Here is a 17,121-nt window from a genome sequence, read left to right as displayed (position 1 = left end):
CTGTCAAGCGCTGGAAGCTCTTTTTTTAGGAGCAATGACTGGTGGGCACCTTCCTCAGTTCCAACCCTCCAGCACCAGCTTGCCCCGCGCCTTTCCGCTCTCGATGAGTGCATGTGCGCGCTTCAGATTCTCCGCATTGATGGTGCCAAACCGCTGGTCCAGCGTGGTGCGGATCAGTCCGGCGTCCACCAGCTGCGCTACTTCGGTCAGCAGGCGGTGCTGGCCGATCATGTCGTCGGTGCCGAACAGCGCACGGGTGAACATCAGCTCCCAGTGCAGCGACACCGACTTGCGCTTGAGCTTCGTCACGTCGAGCGACACCGGGTCGTCGATCAGCGCGAACTGGCCCTGCGGCGCGATGGCCTCGACGATCTGGTCAAAGTGCGCGTCGCTCTGCGTGAGACTCACGATGATGTCTACCGCAGGGTGGCCGATGCGCGCCAGCTCTTCAGTGAGCGGTTTGCTGTGGTCAATGACGTGGTGCGCGCCCAGGTCGCGCACCCATTGCTGCGTTTCGGGGCGCGATGCGGTGCCGATGATCGTGAGGCTGGTCAGCCGCGCCGCCAGCTGCGTGAGGATGGAGCCCACACCGCCGCTCGCGCCAATGATGAGCAGAGTCTTTTGGGTGGGCTGCTTGCCGGGTGCCACACGCAGGCGATCAAACAGCAGCTCCCACGCGGTGATGGTGGTCAGCGGCAGCGCGGCGGCCTCGGCAAAGTCCAGCGACTTTGGCGCGTGGCCCACGATGCGTTCATCCACCAGGTGCAGCTCGCTGTTGGTGCCCTGGCGGGCGATGGAGCCTGCGTACCAGACCCGGTCGCCGGGCTGGAACAGCGTCACATCCGGCCCCACGGCGCGCACGATGCCGCTCGCGTCCCAGCCCAGCACCTTGTAGTCGGGCCCGTCGCCGCTGGGCGAGCTGCTTTTGCGCACTTTCGTGTCCACGGGGTTCACCGAGACGGCATGCACTTCAACGAGCAGATCGCGGCCGGTGGCCACCGGGTCAGGCAGGGTGATGTCGAGCAGAGACTCGGGGTGGTCGACGGGGTGGGCGGTTTGGTAGCCAACGGCTTTCATGGGGAGGTCCTGGAGGTAAACAAAGGGTGCTCCAATGATGGGTCTTGCAAAATTACTTTTAAATAGGCCGATGATTGAATCCATCTTCAATCATTGTTTGTAAATAAACCCCTGCGCACTCAAGGCATGCCATGAAAAGCCTGCAAGACCTCGACATCTTTGTGCGGACCGTGGACAGCGGCAGCCTCTCGGCCACGGCCCGTGCGCTGGACCTCACACCCGCCGCTGCGAGCGCCGCGCTCAAGCGGCTGGAGGCCGAGCTGGGCGTGGCGCTGTTCGTGCGCTCCACGCGCAGCCTGCGGCTCACGCAGGAGGGCGCACTGTTCCTGGAGCACTGCCACCCCGCGCTGGTGGCGCTGCAGCAGGTGCAAGGCCAGCTGGCAGGCGGGCGCGCCGGTGGCTTGCGCGGCACGCTACAGCTGGCCGCGCCGTCGGACCTGGGGCGCAATGTGCTGCTGCCCTGGCTCGATGCCTTCCAGGCCGAGCACCCGGGTATCGACATCCGCCTGCAGCTGGCCGACCGCGTGGCCAACGTGTACAGCGAGCCGGTGGACGCTGCCTTCCGCTACGGCAAGCCGCAGGATTCGAGCCTGGTCGCACTGCCGCTGGCCGCTGACCACCGGCGTGTGCTCTGCGCGGCGCCCGCCTACCTGGCAGCGCACGGCACGCCCGACACGCCCCACGCACTGGCCGAGCACCAGGGCCTGTGCTTCATGCTGGGCGAGGACGTGCACGACCGCTGGCGCTTCTGGGATGCCGCAGGCCAGGAGGTGGTGGTGCGCGTGCGCAGCCGCAACGTGGCCAACGATGGCGATGTGGTGCGCCGCTGGGCGGTGCTGGGCCGGGGCATTGCGTACAAGTCGTACTTCGACGCGGCCGATGATCTGGCCGCCGGGCGGCTGGTGCCGCTGTGCCCTGGCTGGACCACCGAGGCCGTACCGCTCTTTCTGGTGGCGCCCAGCCGCCGCCAGTTCACGCCGCTGGTGCGGGCGCTGCGCGACTTCGTGGCCGGGCGCCTGCAGGCGCTCATGGAGCGGGCGCCACGCTGAGCGCTAGCAGCAACCGCATGCGCAGCGCCGACCTGCCGCACGAGGCTCTGCCAGCAGCAGGGGTAATGCACACGCGACCGGCGCCGCGCACCCCTGCGCCGCACAATCGCGCCCTTGCTGCCGCCACCGAGCGCGGCGCTTCTTGCGCAGCCCAGTGCCCGGTGCTGGGGCAACGCCTTCGACGGAGAAAGACAATCATGCTGAATTTCGACTTCCACAACCCCACCCACATCGTCTTCGGCCAGGGGCGCATTGCCGACCTGGCCAAGCTGGTGCCCGCTGCCGCCAAGGTGCTGATCCTGGTGGGCGGCGCCAGCGCCGAAAAGACTGGCACGCTGGCCGAGGTGCGCGCCGCGCTGGGCGAGCGCGAGCACGCCACCTTCACCGGCATTGAGCCCAACCCCAGCTACGAAACCTCCATGCAGGCCGTGGCGCAGATCCGCGAAGGCGGGTTTGACTTTCTGCTGGCCGTGGGCGGCGGCTCGGTCATCGACGCCACCAAGTTCATCGCCGCCGCCGTGCTGTTTGAAGGCGGCGACCCCTGGGCCATTCTGGAAAAGTTTGGCCGCAACGTGCAGCGCGCCATGCCGTTTGGCGCCGTGCTCACGCTGCCCGCCACGGGTTCGGAGATGAACAACGGCAGCGTCATTACCCACCGCGCCAAGGGCGCCAAGCTGCCCTTCAGCAGCGAGCACACCTACCCCGTCTTCTCGGTGCTCGACCCCACCAAAACCTACACCCTGCCGCCCCAGCAGCTGGCCAACGGTGTGGTCGATGCCTTTGTGCACACGGTGGAGCAGTACCTGACTTACCCCGTCAACGCCCTGGTGCAAGACCGCTTTGCCGAAGGCATCCTGCACACGCTGATCGAGGTGGGCCCGCGCCTGCTCACCGCCACCGAGCCTGTGTACGACGACCGCGCCAACCTGATGTGGGCCGCCACCATGGCGCTCAATGGCTTGATTGGCGCTGGCGTGCCGCAAGACTGGGCCACGCACATGATTGGCCACGAGCTGACAGCGCTGCACGGCATTGACCACGCCCGCACCCTGGCCATCGTGCTGCCCGCGCTGCTCAACGAGCGCCGTGGCCCGAAGCGCGCCAAGCTGTTGCAGTACGCCGAGCGCGTGTGGGGCATCACCACCGGCAGTGAAGACGAACGCATCACCGCCGCCATCGAACGCACCCGTGATTTCTTTGAGAGCATGGGCATCCGCACCCGCCTGTCGGGCTACGGCCTGGGCGCAGAGGTGATTGAGAAAGTGATTGCCCAGCTCGAAGCCCACGGCATGGTCAAGCTGGGTGAGCAGCGTGAGATCACGCCTGCGGTCAGCCGCCGGATTCTGGAGGCGGCGCTGTAAGCCAGCGCCGCGATTTGGCGCGCCGCAGTACCCAGCAGCCTTGGTTGGGGGTACTGTGGCGTTTTGGTTTTTTACAACCAGTTTTTAGATTCCCCTGAACAAAGAAAGCGACCCCCATGGCACACATCCTCATGGTTCTGACGTCCCACGACCAACTGGGCAACACCGGCAAAAAGACCGGCTTCTGGCTGGAAGAGTTTGCCGCGCCGTACTACGTGTTCAAAGATGCTGGCGCGCAGATCACGCTCGCATCGCCCCACGGCGGCCAGCCACCGCTGGACCCCAAAAGCGATGACGAGAGCGCCCAGACGGACGCGACGCGCCGCTTCAAGGCCGATGCCGAAGCGCAAAAGCAGCTGGCCAGCACGGTGCCGCTGTCGAGCGTGAAGGCCGAGGCATTTGACGCCGTGTTCTACCCCGGCGGCCACGGCCCGCTGTGGGACCTGGCTGAAGACGCGCAGTCCATCGCACTCATCGAGCAGACCTTTGCCGCTGGCAAACCGCTGGCGCTGGTGTGCCACGCGCCGGGCGTGCTGCGCCACACCAAGGCACCCGATGGGACCCCGCTGGTGAAGGGCAAAAAGGTGACGGGCTTTACCAACACCGAAGAAGACGCAGTGCAGTTGACCGACGTGGTGCCTTTCCTGGTGGAAGACATGCTCAAGGCCAACGGCGGCGTGTACTCCAAAGGCCCTGACTGGGCACCCTATGTGTTGACCGATGGCACGCTGATCACAGGGCAGAACCCCGCCTCGTCGGAGCCGGGCGCCCATGCGGTGCTGCAGTTGCTGGGGTAACGCCACCGTGCAGGGCGCTTGACTGCCAGCGGCGTAAGCGCTGGGTTTTTAGCAAAAATGGGCGCCAGCGCTTTATCTAAAAGCGCTGGCAGCTATTAAATTAATAGCGTTTCGCAGGCCTGCGTTCTGTTCAGGCCGCGGCGTTTGCGCTGGCCTCTACCTCCACCAGGCAGTCATAAAACGTGGGCGCACGGCCCAGGTCCGTGAGGGCCTGGCTGGTCACCTCGTTCACGTTGGTGCCGTTCAGCCCCAGCTTGCGCCACCAGATGCCCAGGCCGTTGACCACGCCGGGGCGGGCGCGGGTGCAGACTTCTGCATGGCACTCGTAGCTGCCCCGGTCGTTGAACACGCGCACGGTGCTGCCGTCGGCAATGCCGCGTGCGGCAGCGTCGTCGGGGTGCATCTCCAGCAACGGACGGCCTTCGATGGTGCGCAGGCTCTTGACGTTGACGAAGGTGGAGTTGAGGAAGTTGCGCGCGGGCGGCGAGATCATGGCCAACGGGTAGCGGGCGTCGGTGCCCTGCAACTCGTGGTTGGGAACGTGGTCGGGCAGGCCGTCCAGGCCTTGCGCGGCCAGGCGGGCGCTGAAGAATTCGCAGCGGCCCGAAGGCGTGGGGAAGTGGCCTTCGGCAAACGGCGCATCGGGCCCGGCCAGCGTGGCAAAGCCCTGGCTTTCGAGCAGCGCATAGTCCACTGCGTTGCCAAAGGCTTGGCGGCACAGGGTTTCGTCGCTGTCGGCAAGGCAGGGGTCGGTCAGGCCCATGCGGGCAGCCAGGTCGCGGAAGATCTGGGCGTTGCTGCGTGCCTGGCCGACGGGGGCGATGGCCGGGCGGTTGAGCATCACATCGGTATGGCCATAGGCCAGGTGCACGTCCCAGTGCTCCAGCTGCGTGGTGGCGGGCAGGATGTAGTCGGCGTAGTCAGCCGTGTCGGTGTGAAAGTGCTCCAGCACCACGGTGAACAGGTCATCTCGCGCAAAGCCTTGCACCACCTTGCCCGAATCGGGCGCCACGGCCACGGGGTTGCTGTTGTAGACCACCACAGCCTCCACCTTCGGGCCAAATGTGGGCGAGGCCTCGCGCAGCAGGTCGTCGCCAATGGTGGACATGTTGATGGTGCGCGGAGTGCGCCCGGCCAGCAGGTCTGGGCGGTGCAGCGCGGCGCGATCCACCGGAAACTGGCCCGAGCTGGACAGCAGCAGCCCGCCCGCACGGTGCCGCCACGCGCCGGTGAGCGCGGGCAGGCAGGCCACGGCGCGCACTGCGTTGCCACCGCCGCGCACGCGCTGCATGCCGTAGTTCAGGCGGATAGCGGCGGGCTTTGTGGTGCCCCAGTCGCGGGCCAGTTGGCGGATTTGTTCGGCCGGAATGCCGCACACCTCGGCGGCGCGCTCGGGCGGCCATTGCAGGGCGCGCTCGCGCAGTGGCTCCCAGCCCAGCGTGTGCTGGGCGATGTAGTCGTGGTCGAGCCAGTCGTTTTGGATCAGCTCGTGCATCAGCGCCAGCGCCAGGGCGGCGTCGGTGCCGGGGCGCAGGGCGATGTGTTCATGGCACTTGTCGGCGGTTTCGCTCTTGCGGGGGTCGATGCACACCAGCTTGGCACCATTGCGCTTGGCCTGCTGGGCGTAGCGCCAGAAGTGCAGGTTGCTGCCAATCGAATTGCTGCCCCAGATGAGGATGAGCTGGGATTCGGCAAAGAACTCCACCTTCATGCCCACCTTGCCACCCAGCGTCTGCACCAGCGCTTCGCCGCCGGCGGACGCGCAGATGGTGCGGTCCAGCAGCGAGGCGCCCAGGTGGTGGAAGAAGCGGCGGTCCATGCTCTCGCCCTGCACCAGGCCCATGGTGCCTGCATAGCTGTAGGGCAGGATGGCCTCGGGGGCGCGGGCGGCAATGGCTTGCAGGCGCTGGGCAATGTCGCTTAGCGCTTCGTCCCAGGTCACGGGCGTGAACTGGCCGCTGCCTTTGGCGCCGCTGCGCTTGAGCGGCGTGAGGATGCGCTCGGGGTGGTAAGTGCGCTCGGTGTACTTGCTCACTTTCGCGCACAGCACGCCATCGGTGTGGGGGTGGTCCGGGTTGCCTTGCACCCGGGTGGCCACGCCGTTTTCCACGGTGGTGAGCAATCCGCAGGTGTCCGGACAGTCGTGCGGGCAGGCGCCGCGAACGCTTAGAACCTGTTCCGGTGTAGGGTTTACGCTAATAGATGCAGACATTTATTCGTGATAGACCGAAAATCGAGTGTATTAATGTGTATGTAACCTGCTTAGGGTTGCGTGCTTTGTGACTTAACGTTGCATCCAAAGCCGGTGTGGCGGTTATACGTTGCCCCTGACACAAAACCAACCCTCAGCACCCACCATGCAACCTTCCGTTTTGAACCGCAGGCAGTTTTCCCTAGGCATTGGCGCTACCGCGCTGGCTGGTTTTGGTGTGGCACGGGCCCAAAGCGAAGGTCGTATCGTGCTGGGGCAGTCTGCTGCATTTTCAGGCCCGGCCGCGCAATTGGGTATCCAGTTCAACCAGGGGGCCAAGCTGTTTTTTGACCAGCTCAACGCCGCCGGTGGCGTGGGCAAGCGCATGGTGGAAATCCGCACGCTGGACGACGGCTACGAGCCCGACCGCTGCGCAGAAAACACCCGCAAGCTCATCGCTGACGACGTGTTTGCACTGTTTGGCTATGTGGGCACACCCACCAGCCTGGCGGCTGTGCCCCTGTTCAACCAGGCCAAGGTGCCGTTTTTCGCCCCGTTCACGGGGGCCGAGTCGCTGCGCCAGCCGTTCAATCGCCTCATCTTCCATGTGCGGGCTTCGTACTACGACGAAACCGCGCTCATCGTGCGCCAACTGGTCAACCTGGGCATCAAGAAGATCGCCGTGTTCCACCAGAACGATGCCTATGGCAAGGCTGGGCTTGACGGCGTGAACAAGGCGCTGGCCGAGCACAAGCTGCCCCTGGCAGGCGCAGCCACGGTGGAGCGCAATTCGGTGGACGTGGCTGCCGCCGTGGAAAAGCTGGTGGCCGCCAAGCCCGATGCGGTGGTGCAGATTGCCGCCTACGGCGCCAGCGCCGCCTTTGTGCGTGCCGCCCGCAAGGCAGGTTTCGGCGGCACGTTCTACAACGTATCGTTCGTGGGCACGCAGGCGCTGGCCGACGAGCTGGGCAAGGATGGCGCCGGTGTGGTGGTGTCGCAGGTGGTTCCGTCGCCCTACCAGCCCTCGCGCCAGATCACCCGCGAGTTTCTGGATGCCATCAAAAAGGCGGGCGACAAGGTGCAGCCCAACTACTCCAGCATGGAAGGCTTTCTGGCCGCCCGCATCTTCACCGAAGGCCTGCGCCAGGCCGCAGCCACCGGCAAGATCAGCCGCGACAGCTTCATCTCTGGCATGGAAGGCCTGGGCACCCAGGTGATTTCGGGCTTCCCGGTGTCGTTTGGCGCGAATGACCACACGGCATCCACCTTTGTGGAAATGTCGATGCTCACCGGCGATGGCCGGGTGAGAACCTGACACGTTGCGCAAGCCCTGCAACCACCATCCAAGCCCGGCGCGAAAGTGCCGGGCTTTTTTTATGTCTGATTTTTTGCCCGATGGTGGGGCAGGTGCGGCCTCAGTCCATGGACTGGGTATTCGCCAGCCCCTGCATGAACGCCTCGCAGCGCCCCAGCTGCTCCAGGCTCACGAACTCGTCGGGCTGGTGGGCTTGCTGGATGCTGCCGGGGCCGCACACCACGGTGGGGATGCCGGCGTTCTTGAACAGCCCGGCTTCGGTACCGAAGGCCACCAGCGTGGTGCCGGCTTCGCCGCTCAGCCGCTGGGCCAGACGGGTGACGGCGTCGTCCTTGCTGCCCAGAAAGCTCGGGATCTCGCAGATGGTCTCAAAGCCAAAACCTGCGTCTGGCGCCACCTTCTTCATCGCGGGCTCCAGCGACTTGGCATAGGCCAGCACCTCGGCTTGCATCTGCGCCGCGTTGGCCGTGGGCAGGTCGCGGAATTCGTAGCGGAATTCGGCGTCGCGCGGCACCACGTTGTCGGCAATGCCACCGTGGAACTGGCCGACGCTGGCGGTGGAAAAGGGCACGTCAAAGCCCTCAAAGCGGGGCTCGTGCTGCTCAAAGCCCTCGGCCATGTCGCGCACTCGACCCACCACGCGGGCGGCCATTTCAATCGCGTTGACGGAGTGCGGGGTCAACGAAGAGTGCGCTTCTTTCCCGCGCACGCAGCACTTGTAGCGGTACACCCCCTTGTGGGCAATGGCGGGCACCATGAGCGTGGGCTCACCCACAATGCAGGCCAGGGGCTTGACGCCGGCGTCGCGCAGGTCGGCAATCAGCTCTTTCACACCAAAGCAGCCCACTTCCTCGTCGTAGCTGAAGGCGAAGTGCACCGCGAACGGGGCCTGGCTGTTCAGGAAGGCTTCTGCGTGGGCCAGGGCCAGGCCGATGAAGGCCTTCATGTCGGCACTGCCGCGGCCGTAGAGCTTGCCGTCCTGCACCAAGGCGCTCAGCGGGTCCATGCTCCAGTCCTGCCCCGTCCAGGGCACGGTGTCGGTGTGACCCGAAAGAATGATGCCGCTGGGCTTGCCCTCGCCCAGCGTGGCGAACAGGTTGGCCTTGGTCTTGTCGGCGTTGAATGTCAGGCGGCTTTTCACGCCCAGTTGGGTCAGCGTGTCGCGCACAAAGTGGATCAGCTCCAGATTGGAGTTCTGGCTGACGGTGTTCATGCGCACCAGGGTTTGTGCAAGTTCGAGGGCGTGGGGTGAGAGCATGGCGTGCCTTGGCTGGGGGCAAAAGAACCGATAAAAACCCGCACTGGCCCCCGTGTTGCTCACGGGCTAGACTGCAGGATCGTAAGGACACATATCATGAACGTTATCGACTCCATCGTCACCCAGGCCGCGGGTATCGCAGCGGTGCGCCGGGACATTCACGCCCACCCCGAGCTGTGCTTTGAAGAAGTGCGCACCGCCGATGTGGTGGCGGGCAAGCTCACCGAATGGGGCATTCCCATCCACCGCGGGCTGGGCAAGACGGGTGTGGTGGGCATCGTGCATGGCCGCGACGGCGGTGCCTGCGGGCGTGCCATTGGCCTGCGCGCCGACATGGACGCCCTGCCCATGCAGGAGTTCAACACCTTTGAGCACGCCAGCAAACACCACGGCAAGATGCACGCCTGCGGCCATGATGGCCACACGGCCATGCTGCTGGCAGCGGCGCAGCACTTTGCCAAGCACCGCAACTTTGACGGCACGGTGTACCTCATCTTCCAGCCTGCGGAAGAGGGCGGCGGCGGTGCCCGCGTGATGATTGAAGACGGGCTGTTTGAAAAATTCCCCATGCAGGCCGTGTACGGCATGCACAACTGGCCGGGCATGCCTGCAGGCACCATGGCCGCCAGTGCGGGGCCGGTGATGGCATCGACCAGCGAATTCAAGATCACCGTGCGAGGCAAGGGCGGCCACGCTGCCATGCCCCACATGGGGGTGGACCCGGTGCCGATTGCCTGCCAGATGGTGCAGGCCTTCCAGACCATCATCAGCCGCAACAAGAAGCCGGTGGATGCGGGCGTGATCTCGGTCACCATGATCCACACCGGCGAGGCCACCAACGTGGTGCCCGACAGCTGCGAGTTGCAGGGCACCGTGCGCACCTTCTCTTTCGAGGTGCTCGACCTGATTGAAAAACGCATGCGCCAGGTGGCCGAGCACACCTGCGCCGCGCACGACGCGGTGTGCGACTTTGAATTTGTGCGCAACTACCCGCCCACCATCAACACCCCGGCCGAAGCGCAGTTTGCCCGCAAGGTCATGGCCAGCATCGTGGGCGAAGACCGGGCGCTGGACCAGGAGCCCAGCATGGGCGCGGAAGACTTTGCCTACATGCTGCAGGCCAAACCGGGCGCCTACCTGTTCATTGCCAACGGCGATGGCAGCCACCGCGAAATGGGCCACGGTGGCGGGCCTTGCACGCTGCACAACCCCAGCTACGACTTCAATGACGACCTGATCCCGCTGGGCGGCACGTTCTGGGTGCGGCTGGCCGAAGAATGGCTGGCGGCCCAGGCCAAGGCTGCCTGAGAGACCACCCCACCTGCCCTGCCGTTGACTGAAAGAACCGCTCCATGATTGGTATCCCCGAAGCCTTTTCGCCCACCTACGCGGTAGCCCGCCGGAAGTTTCTGGAGGCCGTCGCCGCAGGCGGGCTGGAGGTGGAGTCCCACACCCACCCGCTGGCCGGGCGTGACGGCGAGGTGCTGGCCATGGACGTGGCTTTGGACGGCCCCCGTGGCGCAGACAAGCTGTTGATGGTGAGCAGCGCCTGCCACGGGGTGGAGGGCTATTGCGGCAGCGGCGTGCAGGTGTTTGCGCTGCACGACGCCGAGTGGCGCGCCAAGGCGCGCGATGCTGGTGTGGCGGTGCTCTACATCCATGCGCTCAACCCGTACGGCTTCTCGCACATTCGGCGCGCCACGCATGAAAACGTCGATCTCAACCGCAACTTCCACTCCTTCACCGGGCCCTTGCCAGACAACGCTGCCTACCGCGAGGTAGCGCCCCTGCTGCTGCCCGACGTGTGGCCGCCCAACGCCGCCAACGTGCAGGCGGTGCAAGCCTTCATGGCCGAGCGCGGTGAGTCTGCCTGGCAAGCCGCCATCACCCGCGGGCAGCACGAGTTTGCGCAGGGCTTGTTCTATGGCGGCACCGCACCCACCTGGAGCAACCACACCCTGCGCCAGGTGCTGCGCGAGCACGGCACCCGTGCGCAGCGCCTGGCCTGGATTGATCTGCACACGGGCCTGGGCCCGAGCGGCCTGGGCGAGCGCATCTACGCGGGCAAGGACGATGCCGCCGCCGTGCAGCGCGCGCGCCAGTGGTGGGGTGGCGGCGGTGCCACGCCCGTGACCTCCATCTACGACGGCTCATCCACCTCGGCCTTCCTCACGGGGCTGATGTGGACTGCCATTTATGACGAGTGCCCGCAGGCCGAATACACCGGCATTGCCATGGAATACGGTACCGTGCCGGTCACCGAAGTCATCCAGGCGCTGCGCGCCGAGCACTGGCTCAATATCCACCCCGAAGCCCCGGCCGAGCTGGCCGCACAGATCAAGGCCCAGATGCTGGCCGCCTTCTACACCGACACCGATGCATGGAAGGGCCAGATCATCAGCCAGGCGCGGCAGTCGCTGTTCCAGGCGGTGGATGGTTTGACGGGTTGTTGATAAAAAAGCCCTGCAGCGCTTATCTGGTAAGCGCGATACGCTATCAAAATATGAGCATTTTGGTGAAGGCCCATGCGTTACTGGCGCTGCCGGGGAGTGTCGTGTGGACGTCGCTCGCCGGCCGCAGCACTGGGCAGTGGCGGGCAGAGGCTCTAAGATGGCGCGGCTCATTTTTTGCGCTTTTTTGCATCCTTTCCCCATCCGATACGGAGACAACCGCATGTCCGACCTGAACGCCGCTTTTGAAGCCGCCGTCGCCAATTCCAAGAACCTGTCCGAGCGCCCCGACAACGCGACCCTGCTCAAGATCTACGCCCTCTACAAGCAAGCCACCGTGGGCGACAACACCGAGAAAAAACCCAGCTTCTCCGACATGGTGGGCCGTGCCAAGTGGGACGCCTGGGAAAAGCTCAAGGGCACCGCAGCCGATGCCGCCAAGCAGCAGTACATCGACTTGATTACCGAGCTGAGCTGAACATCGTTTGCAAGACGCCACCTCGGTGGTGCCTTCCCCTCAAGCGGCCTGCGGGCCGCTTTGTTTTTGGGGGCACTTCACCGGCTGGGCGGGCGCGGCGGTGCGCCATCCAGCGCCCACCATTCGGGCAGCAGGGCTCGCACTGCGGCGCGCCGGTAGCGGTCGTCGATCAGGAACACCACGCCTTGGTCCTGCTCGGTGCGGATCACCCGGCCCGCCGCCTGCACCACCTTGCGCAGGCCCGGGAAGAGGTAGGTGTAGTCATACCCCTTGCCCGCGCCAAAGTGCCGGTCCATCGCGCGGCGCATTTCTTCGTTCACCGGGTTGACCTGCGGCAGCCCCAGCGTGGCGATGAAGGCCCCAATGAGCCGGTGGCCGGGCAAGTCCACCCCTTCTGAAAACGCCCCGCCCAGCACGGCAAAGCCAATGCCCTGGCCGCCCTCCTGAAAGCGGTCGAGAAACGCCTGGCGGGCCGCGTCGTCCATGCCTGCCGTTTGCTGCCACTGGGGCACCTCGGGGTGGGCCTGCTGCAGCTGCGCCGCAATGCGCTGCAGGTACTCAAAGCTGCTGGCAAAGCAAAGATAGTTGCCCGGCAGGCGCGCAAACTGCTCGGCCATCAGGTGGGCGATGGGGCCCAGCGACTGCGCGCGGTCGGTAAAGCGGGTGGACAAGTGCCCCACCGTGTGCACCGCCAGCTGCCCGCTGTGAAAGGGCGATTCCACATCCACCCAGCCCGTTTCGGGCGGCAGACCCAGCAGGTCGCGGTAAAACGCTGGCGGTGTGAGCGTGCCGGAGAACAGCACGCTGCTGTGCGCCGCCGCGTGGCGCGCCGCCAGGTGCGGGGCGGGCACCACGTTGCGAATGCACAGCGTGCTGGATCGACCCCGGCGCCCGTAGCGCGGCGGGTCCAGCGTCACGTCCAGCAGCGCGTGGCTGCCGAACTGCTCTACCATGGCAGCAAAGTGCAGCGCGTCCAGGTACAGCGCCAGCACCGGGTCGCCGGGCAGCAGGGGCGCATCGGTCTGCGCCTCGGCCACCGCGCCAATGGCGCGCTGGAGCGCCTGCACAAAGGCCTCGGGCAAGGCAGGGTGCGCGCAGTACGCATCGACCTGATCGCGGTGGATGGCGTTCCACTGCCGCTGCAGCGCGTCCAGCGCCTTGCGCACGGCTCCGGTGGCGGTAGCTCGGGCATCAGTCAGCGTGCCTTGGTGCAGCTCGGCGGTGTACATGCGGCGGGCGCGGTCGGGCAGGTTGTGGGCCTCGTCCACCAGCACGCCCACCTTCCAGCCGTGCGCCACCGTCAGGGCATACAGCATGGCGGCGCTGTCGTAGAAGTAGTGGTAGTCGGCCACCGCCACATCGCACCAGTGCGCCATTTCTTGCGCCAGGTAATAGGGGCAGATGCCATGCGCCAGCGCCGTGGTGCGCACGGCGGGGCCATCCCACAGGCTGGTGTGCTGGGCCAAGGCATGGCGCGCAGCAGGCAGCCGGTCGTAAAAGCCCTGTGCCAGCGGGCAGGATTCGCCGTGGCAGGCCTTGTCGGGGTGCTCGCAGACCTTGTCGCGGGCCAGCACGTCCAACACGCGCAGGGGCGGGATGGGGGAGGATGTGCGCAGTTGCTCGTGCACACGGGCCAATGCATCGAGGGCCAGCGCATGGCCGGTGCCCTTCGCGGTCAGGAAGAACAGTTTGTCCAGCCCCTTGCGTGCGCTGGCCTGCAGCAGCGGAAACAGCGTTCCCAGCGTCTTGCCAATGCCCGTGGGGGCCTGCGCTAGCAGGCAGCGACCGCCGCCATCACCGCTATCGTTGCCATCCTTGTCGTCCCGGTGGCCAGGCCCCACATTGCGGTACACCGCCACGGCCAGCTCGCGCTGCCCCGCGCGAAAGCTGCCGTGCGGAAAGGTCAGCGCCGCCAGCGCTGCATCGCGGGCTTGGCGGTGCTGCTGCTCGCTGTGGGCCCAGGCCAGGTAGCGCGCGCACAGCGCCTCAAAGTGCGCTTGCAGGTCGGCGGCAGTGTGGGTTTCGACCAGCTCGGTCTCTTGCCCCGTGCCGGTTTGCACATAGACCAGAGCCACCTGCAGGCGCTCCAGTCCCCGGGTCTGGCACAGCAGGTGGCCGTACACGCGGGCCTGGGCCCAGTGCAGGGCGCGCTGGTGGGGGCGTACGCCGTCGAGCTGGCCCCGGTAGGCCTTGATCTCTTCGAGCTGCTGGCGATTGGCGTCAAACCCGTCGGCCCGCCCGCGCACCGTGAGCTGCTGGAACAGCCCGCTCAGAGGCACCTCGGCCTCATAGCCATCGCCCCGGCGGCCCTGCACCAGGCGGTGGCTTTCCATGCCCTCCAGCGCGCTGGGCGCGGGAGTGAAGCGCAGGTCCAGATCACCCGTGCGGGCCGTGAAGGCGCACAGGGCACGCACCGACACTGTCAGCGGGGCCGCGGTTGGAAGGGGTGTGGTCATGTGCCCGTCGCGCCCATGAGGGGCTCCATGCCAGGCGCATCCAGCCAGCGCACATGGCACACGCTGGCGGGCAGGCCGTGGGTGTGGCAATACTGCAGCCAGCGGATCTGGTTGTCTTGCAGCTTGTCGCCCGGGCCTTTGACTTCGACCAGTTCGTAGCGCTGCTCGGCGGGGCGTGTGGGCCAGAACCGCACCAAATCTGGCAGGCCGCTGCGGTGGGCCACCGGGGCTTGCAGCAGGCGCTCAAAAAAAAGGCGCAGGTGCGCGGCGGGAATACAGTGCAGGGCCAGTTCGAGCAGCGGTTCGCTTAGCACCCCCCAGAACACATGGGGAGACTGCCGTCCTTGCTTGGTGGCAAACCGCTCCCGGATGAGAGCGCGGTAGCGTCCATCCTCCAGCGCGAGCAGGCATTCCGCAAAGAGGGCTGCGCGGCGCTCCACAAAGTCGGGCGCATTCAAGTCGGCGGGCGCACCCTGGAAGGGGTGGAAGAACGCCCCCGGAAGTGGCGCGAACACGGCGGGCCAGCACAGCAGCCCGAACAGGCTGTTGATGAGCGCGTTCTCGGTGTAGAACACGGGCGCTTCGTCGGTGTGCCAGTGTTGGCGCAGCGCCCATTCCACCGAAGTTGCGGGGTCTGGGCGGGGCAGGGTGAGCGTCTGGGGGGCCTGCTGTGCAACCGCTTGGCGGGCAGGCTTTTTGGGGCGCGCCACGGCGCCCGCCTGTACCCCGGCAGCGCTGTGCAGGCGCGGCAGCATGCGCGCCAGGCGCTGGCTTTCCTCATCGCTTTCGGGGGCAGCCTGGGCCTGCAGGGCCAGGGCCAAAGCATCTGCATGGCGGGCCATGTGCTCGTGCACGCGGATGCGGCGGTGCCGCGCGCCGGGGTGCTGGCTGTGGGCATAGGCCTGCTCGGCCAGTGGCCAGTCGGCCGCCTTTTCGCAGGCCTGGCCCAGGCGCATCAGCAGTTTGGCGCGGCGCCGTTCCAGCCAGGGGTTGGGGCTGGTGGCTTGCACTGCGGCGGCCAGAAGAGGCGCGCGTTCTGCGCCATCGTCCAGCGCCTGGCGCAGGGCGTGCAGCGCAAGGTAGTGATCCACATCGGCGCGGCATTGAAACGCCCGCGATTGCGCATCAAACGGCACCACCTCGTACTGGAACAGCCCCAGGTCGGCCAGCACGAATTCCGACCAGCTTTGGTGCAGGTTGCCAAAGAACATGAGCCGCAGCCGGGTGCACAGCGCCGTCACCTCTTGTGCCACGCGCCACACGGACTCGGTGCTTGCCGGGTGCCATTGTCGATACGGCTGGGCGGCGGCGTGGTGCGGCTGCAGGGTTTGCAGCAGCGCAGCCTTGGTCTGCGATTTGGGCAGGGCTGGGTGCGGGCCGGGGGTGGCAAACAGGGCCGCTACCTCGCGGTGGGTGTGCAGTGCAAACAGCTCGGCCAGCGCCATGGGGGCTGCGGCATCCAGCCAGCCCAGGGCCAGCAGCGGCGCGGCGGCGGTGTGGATGTCGCCAATCTCCTCATACGCCAGCTTGCCCGCACGAAACCACGGGCCGCGTCGCATCACCAGCCGCACCAGCAGCGCTTGGGCGGGTTCGGGCAGTTGCGCAAAGCGGGAGATGAAGTCCTGCTCCGGCGCGCCCAGCACGTCGGCATAGCGTGTGCGCAGCCAGTCGAGCGCACGCACAAAGTTGTGCAGGTAGTACAGGCGGTGCGGGGGCAGGGCGGGTGTGCCCAAAAGGCGGTCTCCGTCAGGGCTTGGCTGGGTCAGGCGGCGGGCTGCCAGCCCTTGGGCAGCCCGGCTAAGGGAGTCATGCCGTACAGGGGCTCGTCAGGCAGGCCCGCTTGCAGCGCTTCACGCGCAGACATCAGCAGGTTGTAGTCCACGCCGGTGGCGATGCCCATCGCTTCGAACATGAAGACCAGGTCTTCGGTGACGACGTTGCCCGAGGCTCCGGGCGCGTAGGGGCAGCCGCCCAGCCCGCCCTGCGATGCGTCGAACGTGCGCACACCCACGTCGTAGGCGGCCAGGCAGTTGGCCAGGCCCAGGCCGCGCGTGTTGTGCATGTGGGCTGCGCCTGCTTTGGTGCCCAGCTCGGCGCGCAGGCGGGTGAACAGGCGGCGCACCTGGGCCGGGTTGGCCATGCCGGTGGTGTCCGACAGGCCCACCTCGTCCACACCCGCTTCGGCGCATTGCACGGCCAGGCGGATCACCTCGTCCTCGGGTACCGCACCTTGCAGCGTGCAGCCAAAGGCGGTCGATAGGCCCACTTCAATCAGCGCATGCGGTGCGGTGGCAGCGCGCAGTTGCACCACGGCCTGCAGCTCTTGCACCATGGCGGCGGGTGTTTTGCGCACATTCGCCAGCGAATGTGCTTCGCTGGCCGATACGGGCAGCGTCACTTTCCGCACCCCGGCCTGCAGGGCGGCCTCGGCCCCACGCAGGTTGGGGGCCAGCGCCATCACGGTGATGTGCGGGTGCCGGGCCACGGCGTGGCGCACCACCTCGGCCACATCGGCCATTTGCGGCAGCAGTTTGGCGGGCACGAAAGAGCCGACCTCGATCTCGCGCAAGCCAGCGGCCACCAGCGCATCCACCCAGCGCAGCTTGTGCACGGTGGGCATGGTGGTGGCGATGGACTGCAGCCCGTCACGCGGGCCGACTTCGCTGATGAGAATGCTGGGGGCCATGGC

At 66.5% G+C, this 17,121-nt stretch carries 13 protein-coding genes; 7 read left to right on the top strand and 6 right to left on the bottom strand.

The features are described 5' to 3' along the window. Window positions 1–54 precede the first annotated feature (54 nt). A complete protein-coding gene (locus BDD18_RS08080) occupies window positions 55–1,077 on the bottom strand; it encodes a zinc-binding alcohol dehydrogenase family protein (RefSeq protein ID WP_142082406.1) in 1,023 nt (340 codons plus the stop codon). Between the two features lie 131 nt (window positions 1,078–1,208). Between BDD18_RS08080 and BDD18_RS08075 the strand changes: the two genes are divergently transcribed. From BDD18_RS08075 to BDD18_RS08065, 3 genes are all read left to right on the top strand, one after another. Next, entirely contained in the window at window positions 1,209–2,126 is a 918-nt protein-coding gene (locus BDD18_RS08075) for a LysR family transcriptional regulator (RefSeq protein WP_142082403.1), read from the top strand. Between the two features lie 197 nt (window positions 2,127–2,323). Next, window positions 2,324–3,487, top strand: coding sequence for an iron-containing alcohol dehydrogenase (locus BDD18_RS08070; protein WP_142082401.1), 1,164 nt, complete (start codon window positions 2,324–2,326; stop codon window positions 3,485–3,487). A gap of 116 nt (window positions 3,488–3,603) precedes the next feature. Next, window positions 3,604–4,284, top strand: coding sequence for a type 1 glutamine amidotransferase domain-containing protein (locus BDD18_RS08065; RefSeq protein ID WP_066699199.1), 681 nt, complete (start codon window positions 3,604–3,606; stop codon window positions 4,282–4,284). Window positions 4,285–4,414: 130 nt separating this feature from the next. Here the strand turns inward: BDD18_RS08065 and BDD18_RS08060 are convergent, their stop codons facing one another. Further along, the gene (locus tag BDD18_RS08060) at window positions 4,415–6,496 is read right to left on the bottom strand and encodes a molybdopterin-containing oxidoreductase family protein (protein ID WP_142082399.1); all 2,082 of its coding nucleotides are present in this window, start codon (window positions 6,494–6,496) and stop codon (window positions 4,415–4,417) included. A gap of 145 nt (window positions 6,497–6,641) precedes the next feature. On the opposite strand from BDD18_RS08060, the gene BDD18_RS08055 reads away from it, so the two are divergent. Continuing rightward, window positions 6,642–7,790: an ABC transporter substrate-binding protein gene (locus BDD18_RS08055; protein ID WP_142082396.1), complete on the top strand. Its 1,149-nt coding sequence runs from the start codon at window positions 6,642–6,644 to the stop codon at window positions 7,788–7,790. 100 nt (window positions 7,791–7,890) lie between these two features. On the opposite strand, the gene argE is transcribed toward BDD18_RS08055, so the two are convergent. Continuing rightward, a complete protein-coding gene (gene argE / locus BDD18_RS08050; protein ID WP_142082393.1) occupies window positions 7,891–9,048 on the bottom strand; it encodes an acetylornithine deacetylase in 1,158 nt (385 codons plus the stop codon). 96 nt (window positions 9,049–9,144) lie between these two features. Here argE and BDD18_RS08045 point away from each other — a divergent pair, with 96 nt between their 5' ends. The 3 genes from BDD18_RS08045 (at window position 9,145) to BDD18_RS08035 (ending at window position 11,976) form a co-directional block, all read left to right on the top strand. Then, window positions 9,145–10,356, top strand: coding sequence for a M20 aminoacylase family protein (locus BDD18_RS08045; RefSeq protein WP_066783268.1), 1,212 nt, complete (start codon window positions 9,145–9,147; stop codon window positions 10,354–10,356). Window positions 10,357–10,400: 44 nt separating this feature from the next. Beyond that, window positions 10,401–11,501 carry a M14 family metallopeptidase gene (locus tag BDD18_RS08040; RefSeq protein ID WP_066783261.1) on the top strand — a complete coding sequence of 367 codons (1,101 nt, stop codon included), beginning with the start codon at window positions 10,401–10,403 and terminating at the stop codon, window positions 11,499–11,501. A gap of 220 nt (window positions 11,502–11,721) precedes the next feature. Next, entirely contained in the window at window positions 11,722–11,976 is a 255-nt protein-coding gene (locus tag BDD18_RS08035; RefSeq protein ID WP_066783264.1) for an acyl-CoA-binding protein, read from the top strand. Window positions 11,977–12,053: 77 nt separating this feature from the next. On the opposite strand, the gene BDD18_RS08030 is transcribed toward BDD18_RS08035, so the two are convergent. Genes BDD18_RS08030 through BDD18_RS08020 form a run of 3 tightly spaced genes read right to left on the bottom strand, consistent with a single transcriptional unit; the run spans window position 12,054 to window position 17,118 of the window. After that, complete coding sequence (locus BDD18_RS08030; RefSeq protein WP_066783266.1) at window positions 12,054–14,432, bottom strand: ATP-dependent DNA helicase; 2,379 nt, start codon at window positions 14,430–14,432, stop codon at window positions 12,054–12,056. Continuing rightward, window positions 14,429–16,165 carry a VRR-NUC domain-containing protein gene (locus BDD18_RS08025; RefSeq protein WP_211360696.1) on the bottom strand — a complete coding sequence of 579 codons (1,737 nt, stop codon included), beginning with the start codon at window positions 16,163–16,165 and terminating at the stop codon, window positions 14,429–14,431. The genes BDD18_RS08030 and BDD18_RS08025 overlap by 4 nt, the downstream gene beginning before the upstream one ends. 29 nt (window positions 16,166–16,194) lie before the next feature. Continuing rightward, window positions 16,195–17,118 (bottom strand): hydroxymethylglutaryl-CoA lyase, encoded by a 924-nt coding sequence (locus BDD18_RS08020; protein WP_142082391.1) that lies wholly within the window; start codon window positions 17,116–17,118, stop codon window positions 16,195–16,197. Window positions 17,119–17,121 lie beyond the last annotated feature (3 nt).

The organism is Acidovorax temperans (assembly GCF_006716905.1).
In the GTDB taxonomy this organism is placed as follows: Bacteria; Pseudomonadota; Gammaproteobacteria; order Burkholderiales; family Burkholderiaceae_C; genus Acidovorax; species Acidovorax temperans.
Note: the sequence above shows the minus strand (reverse complement) of the source record. Positions and strands in the feature narration are given on the sequence as shown.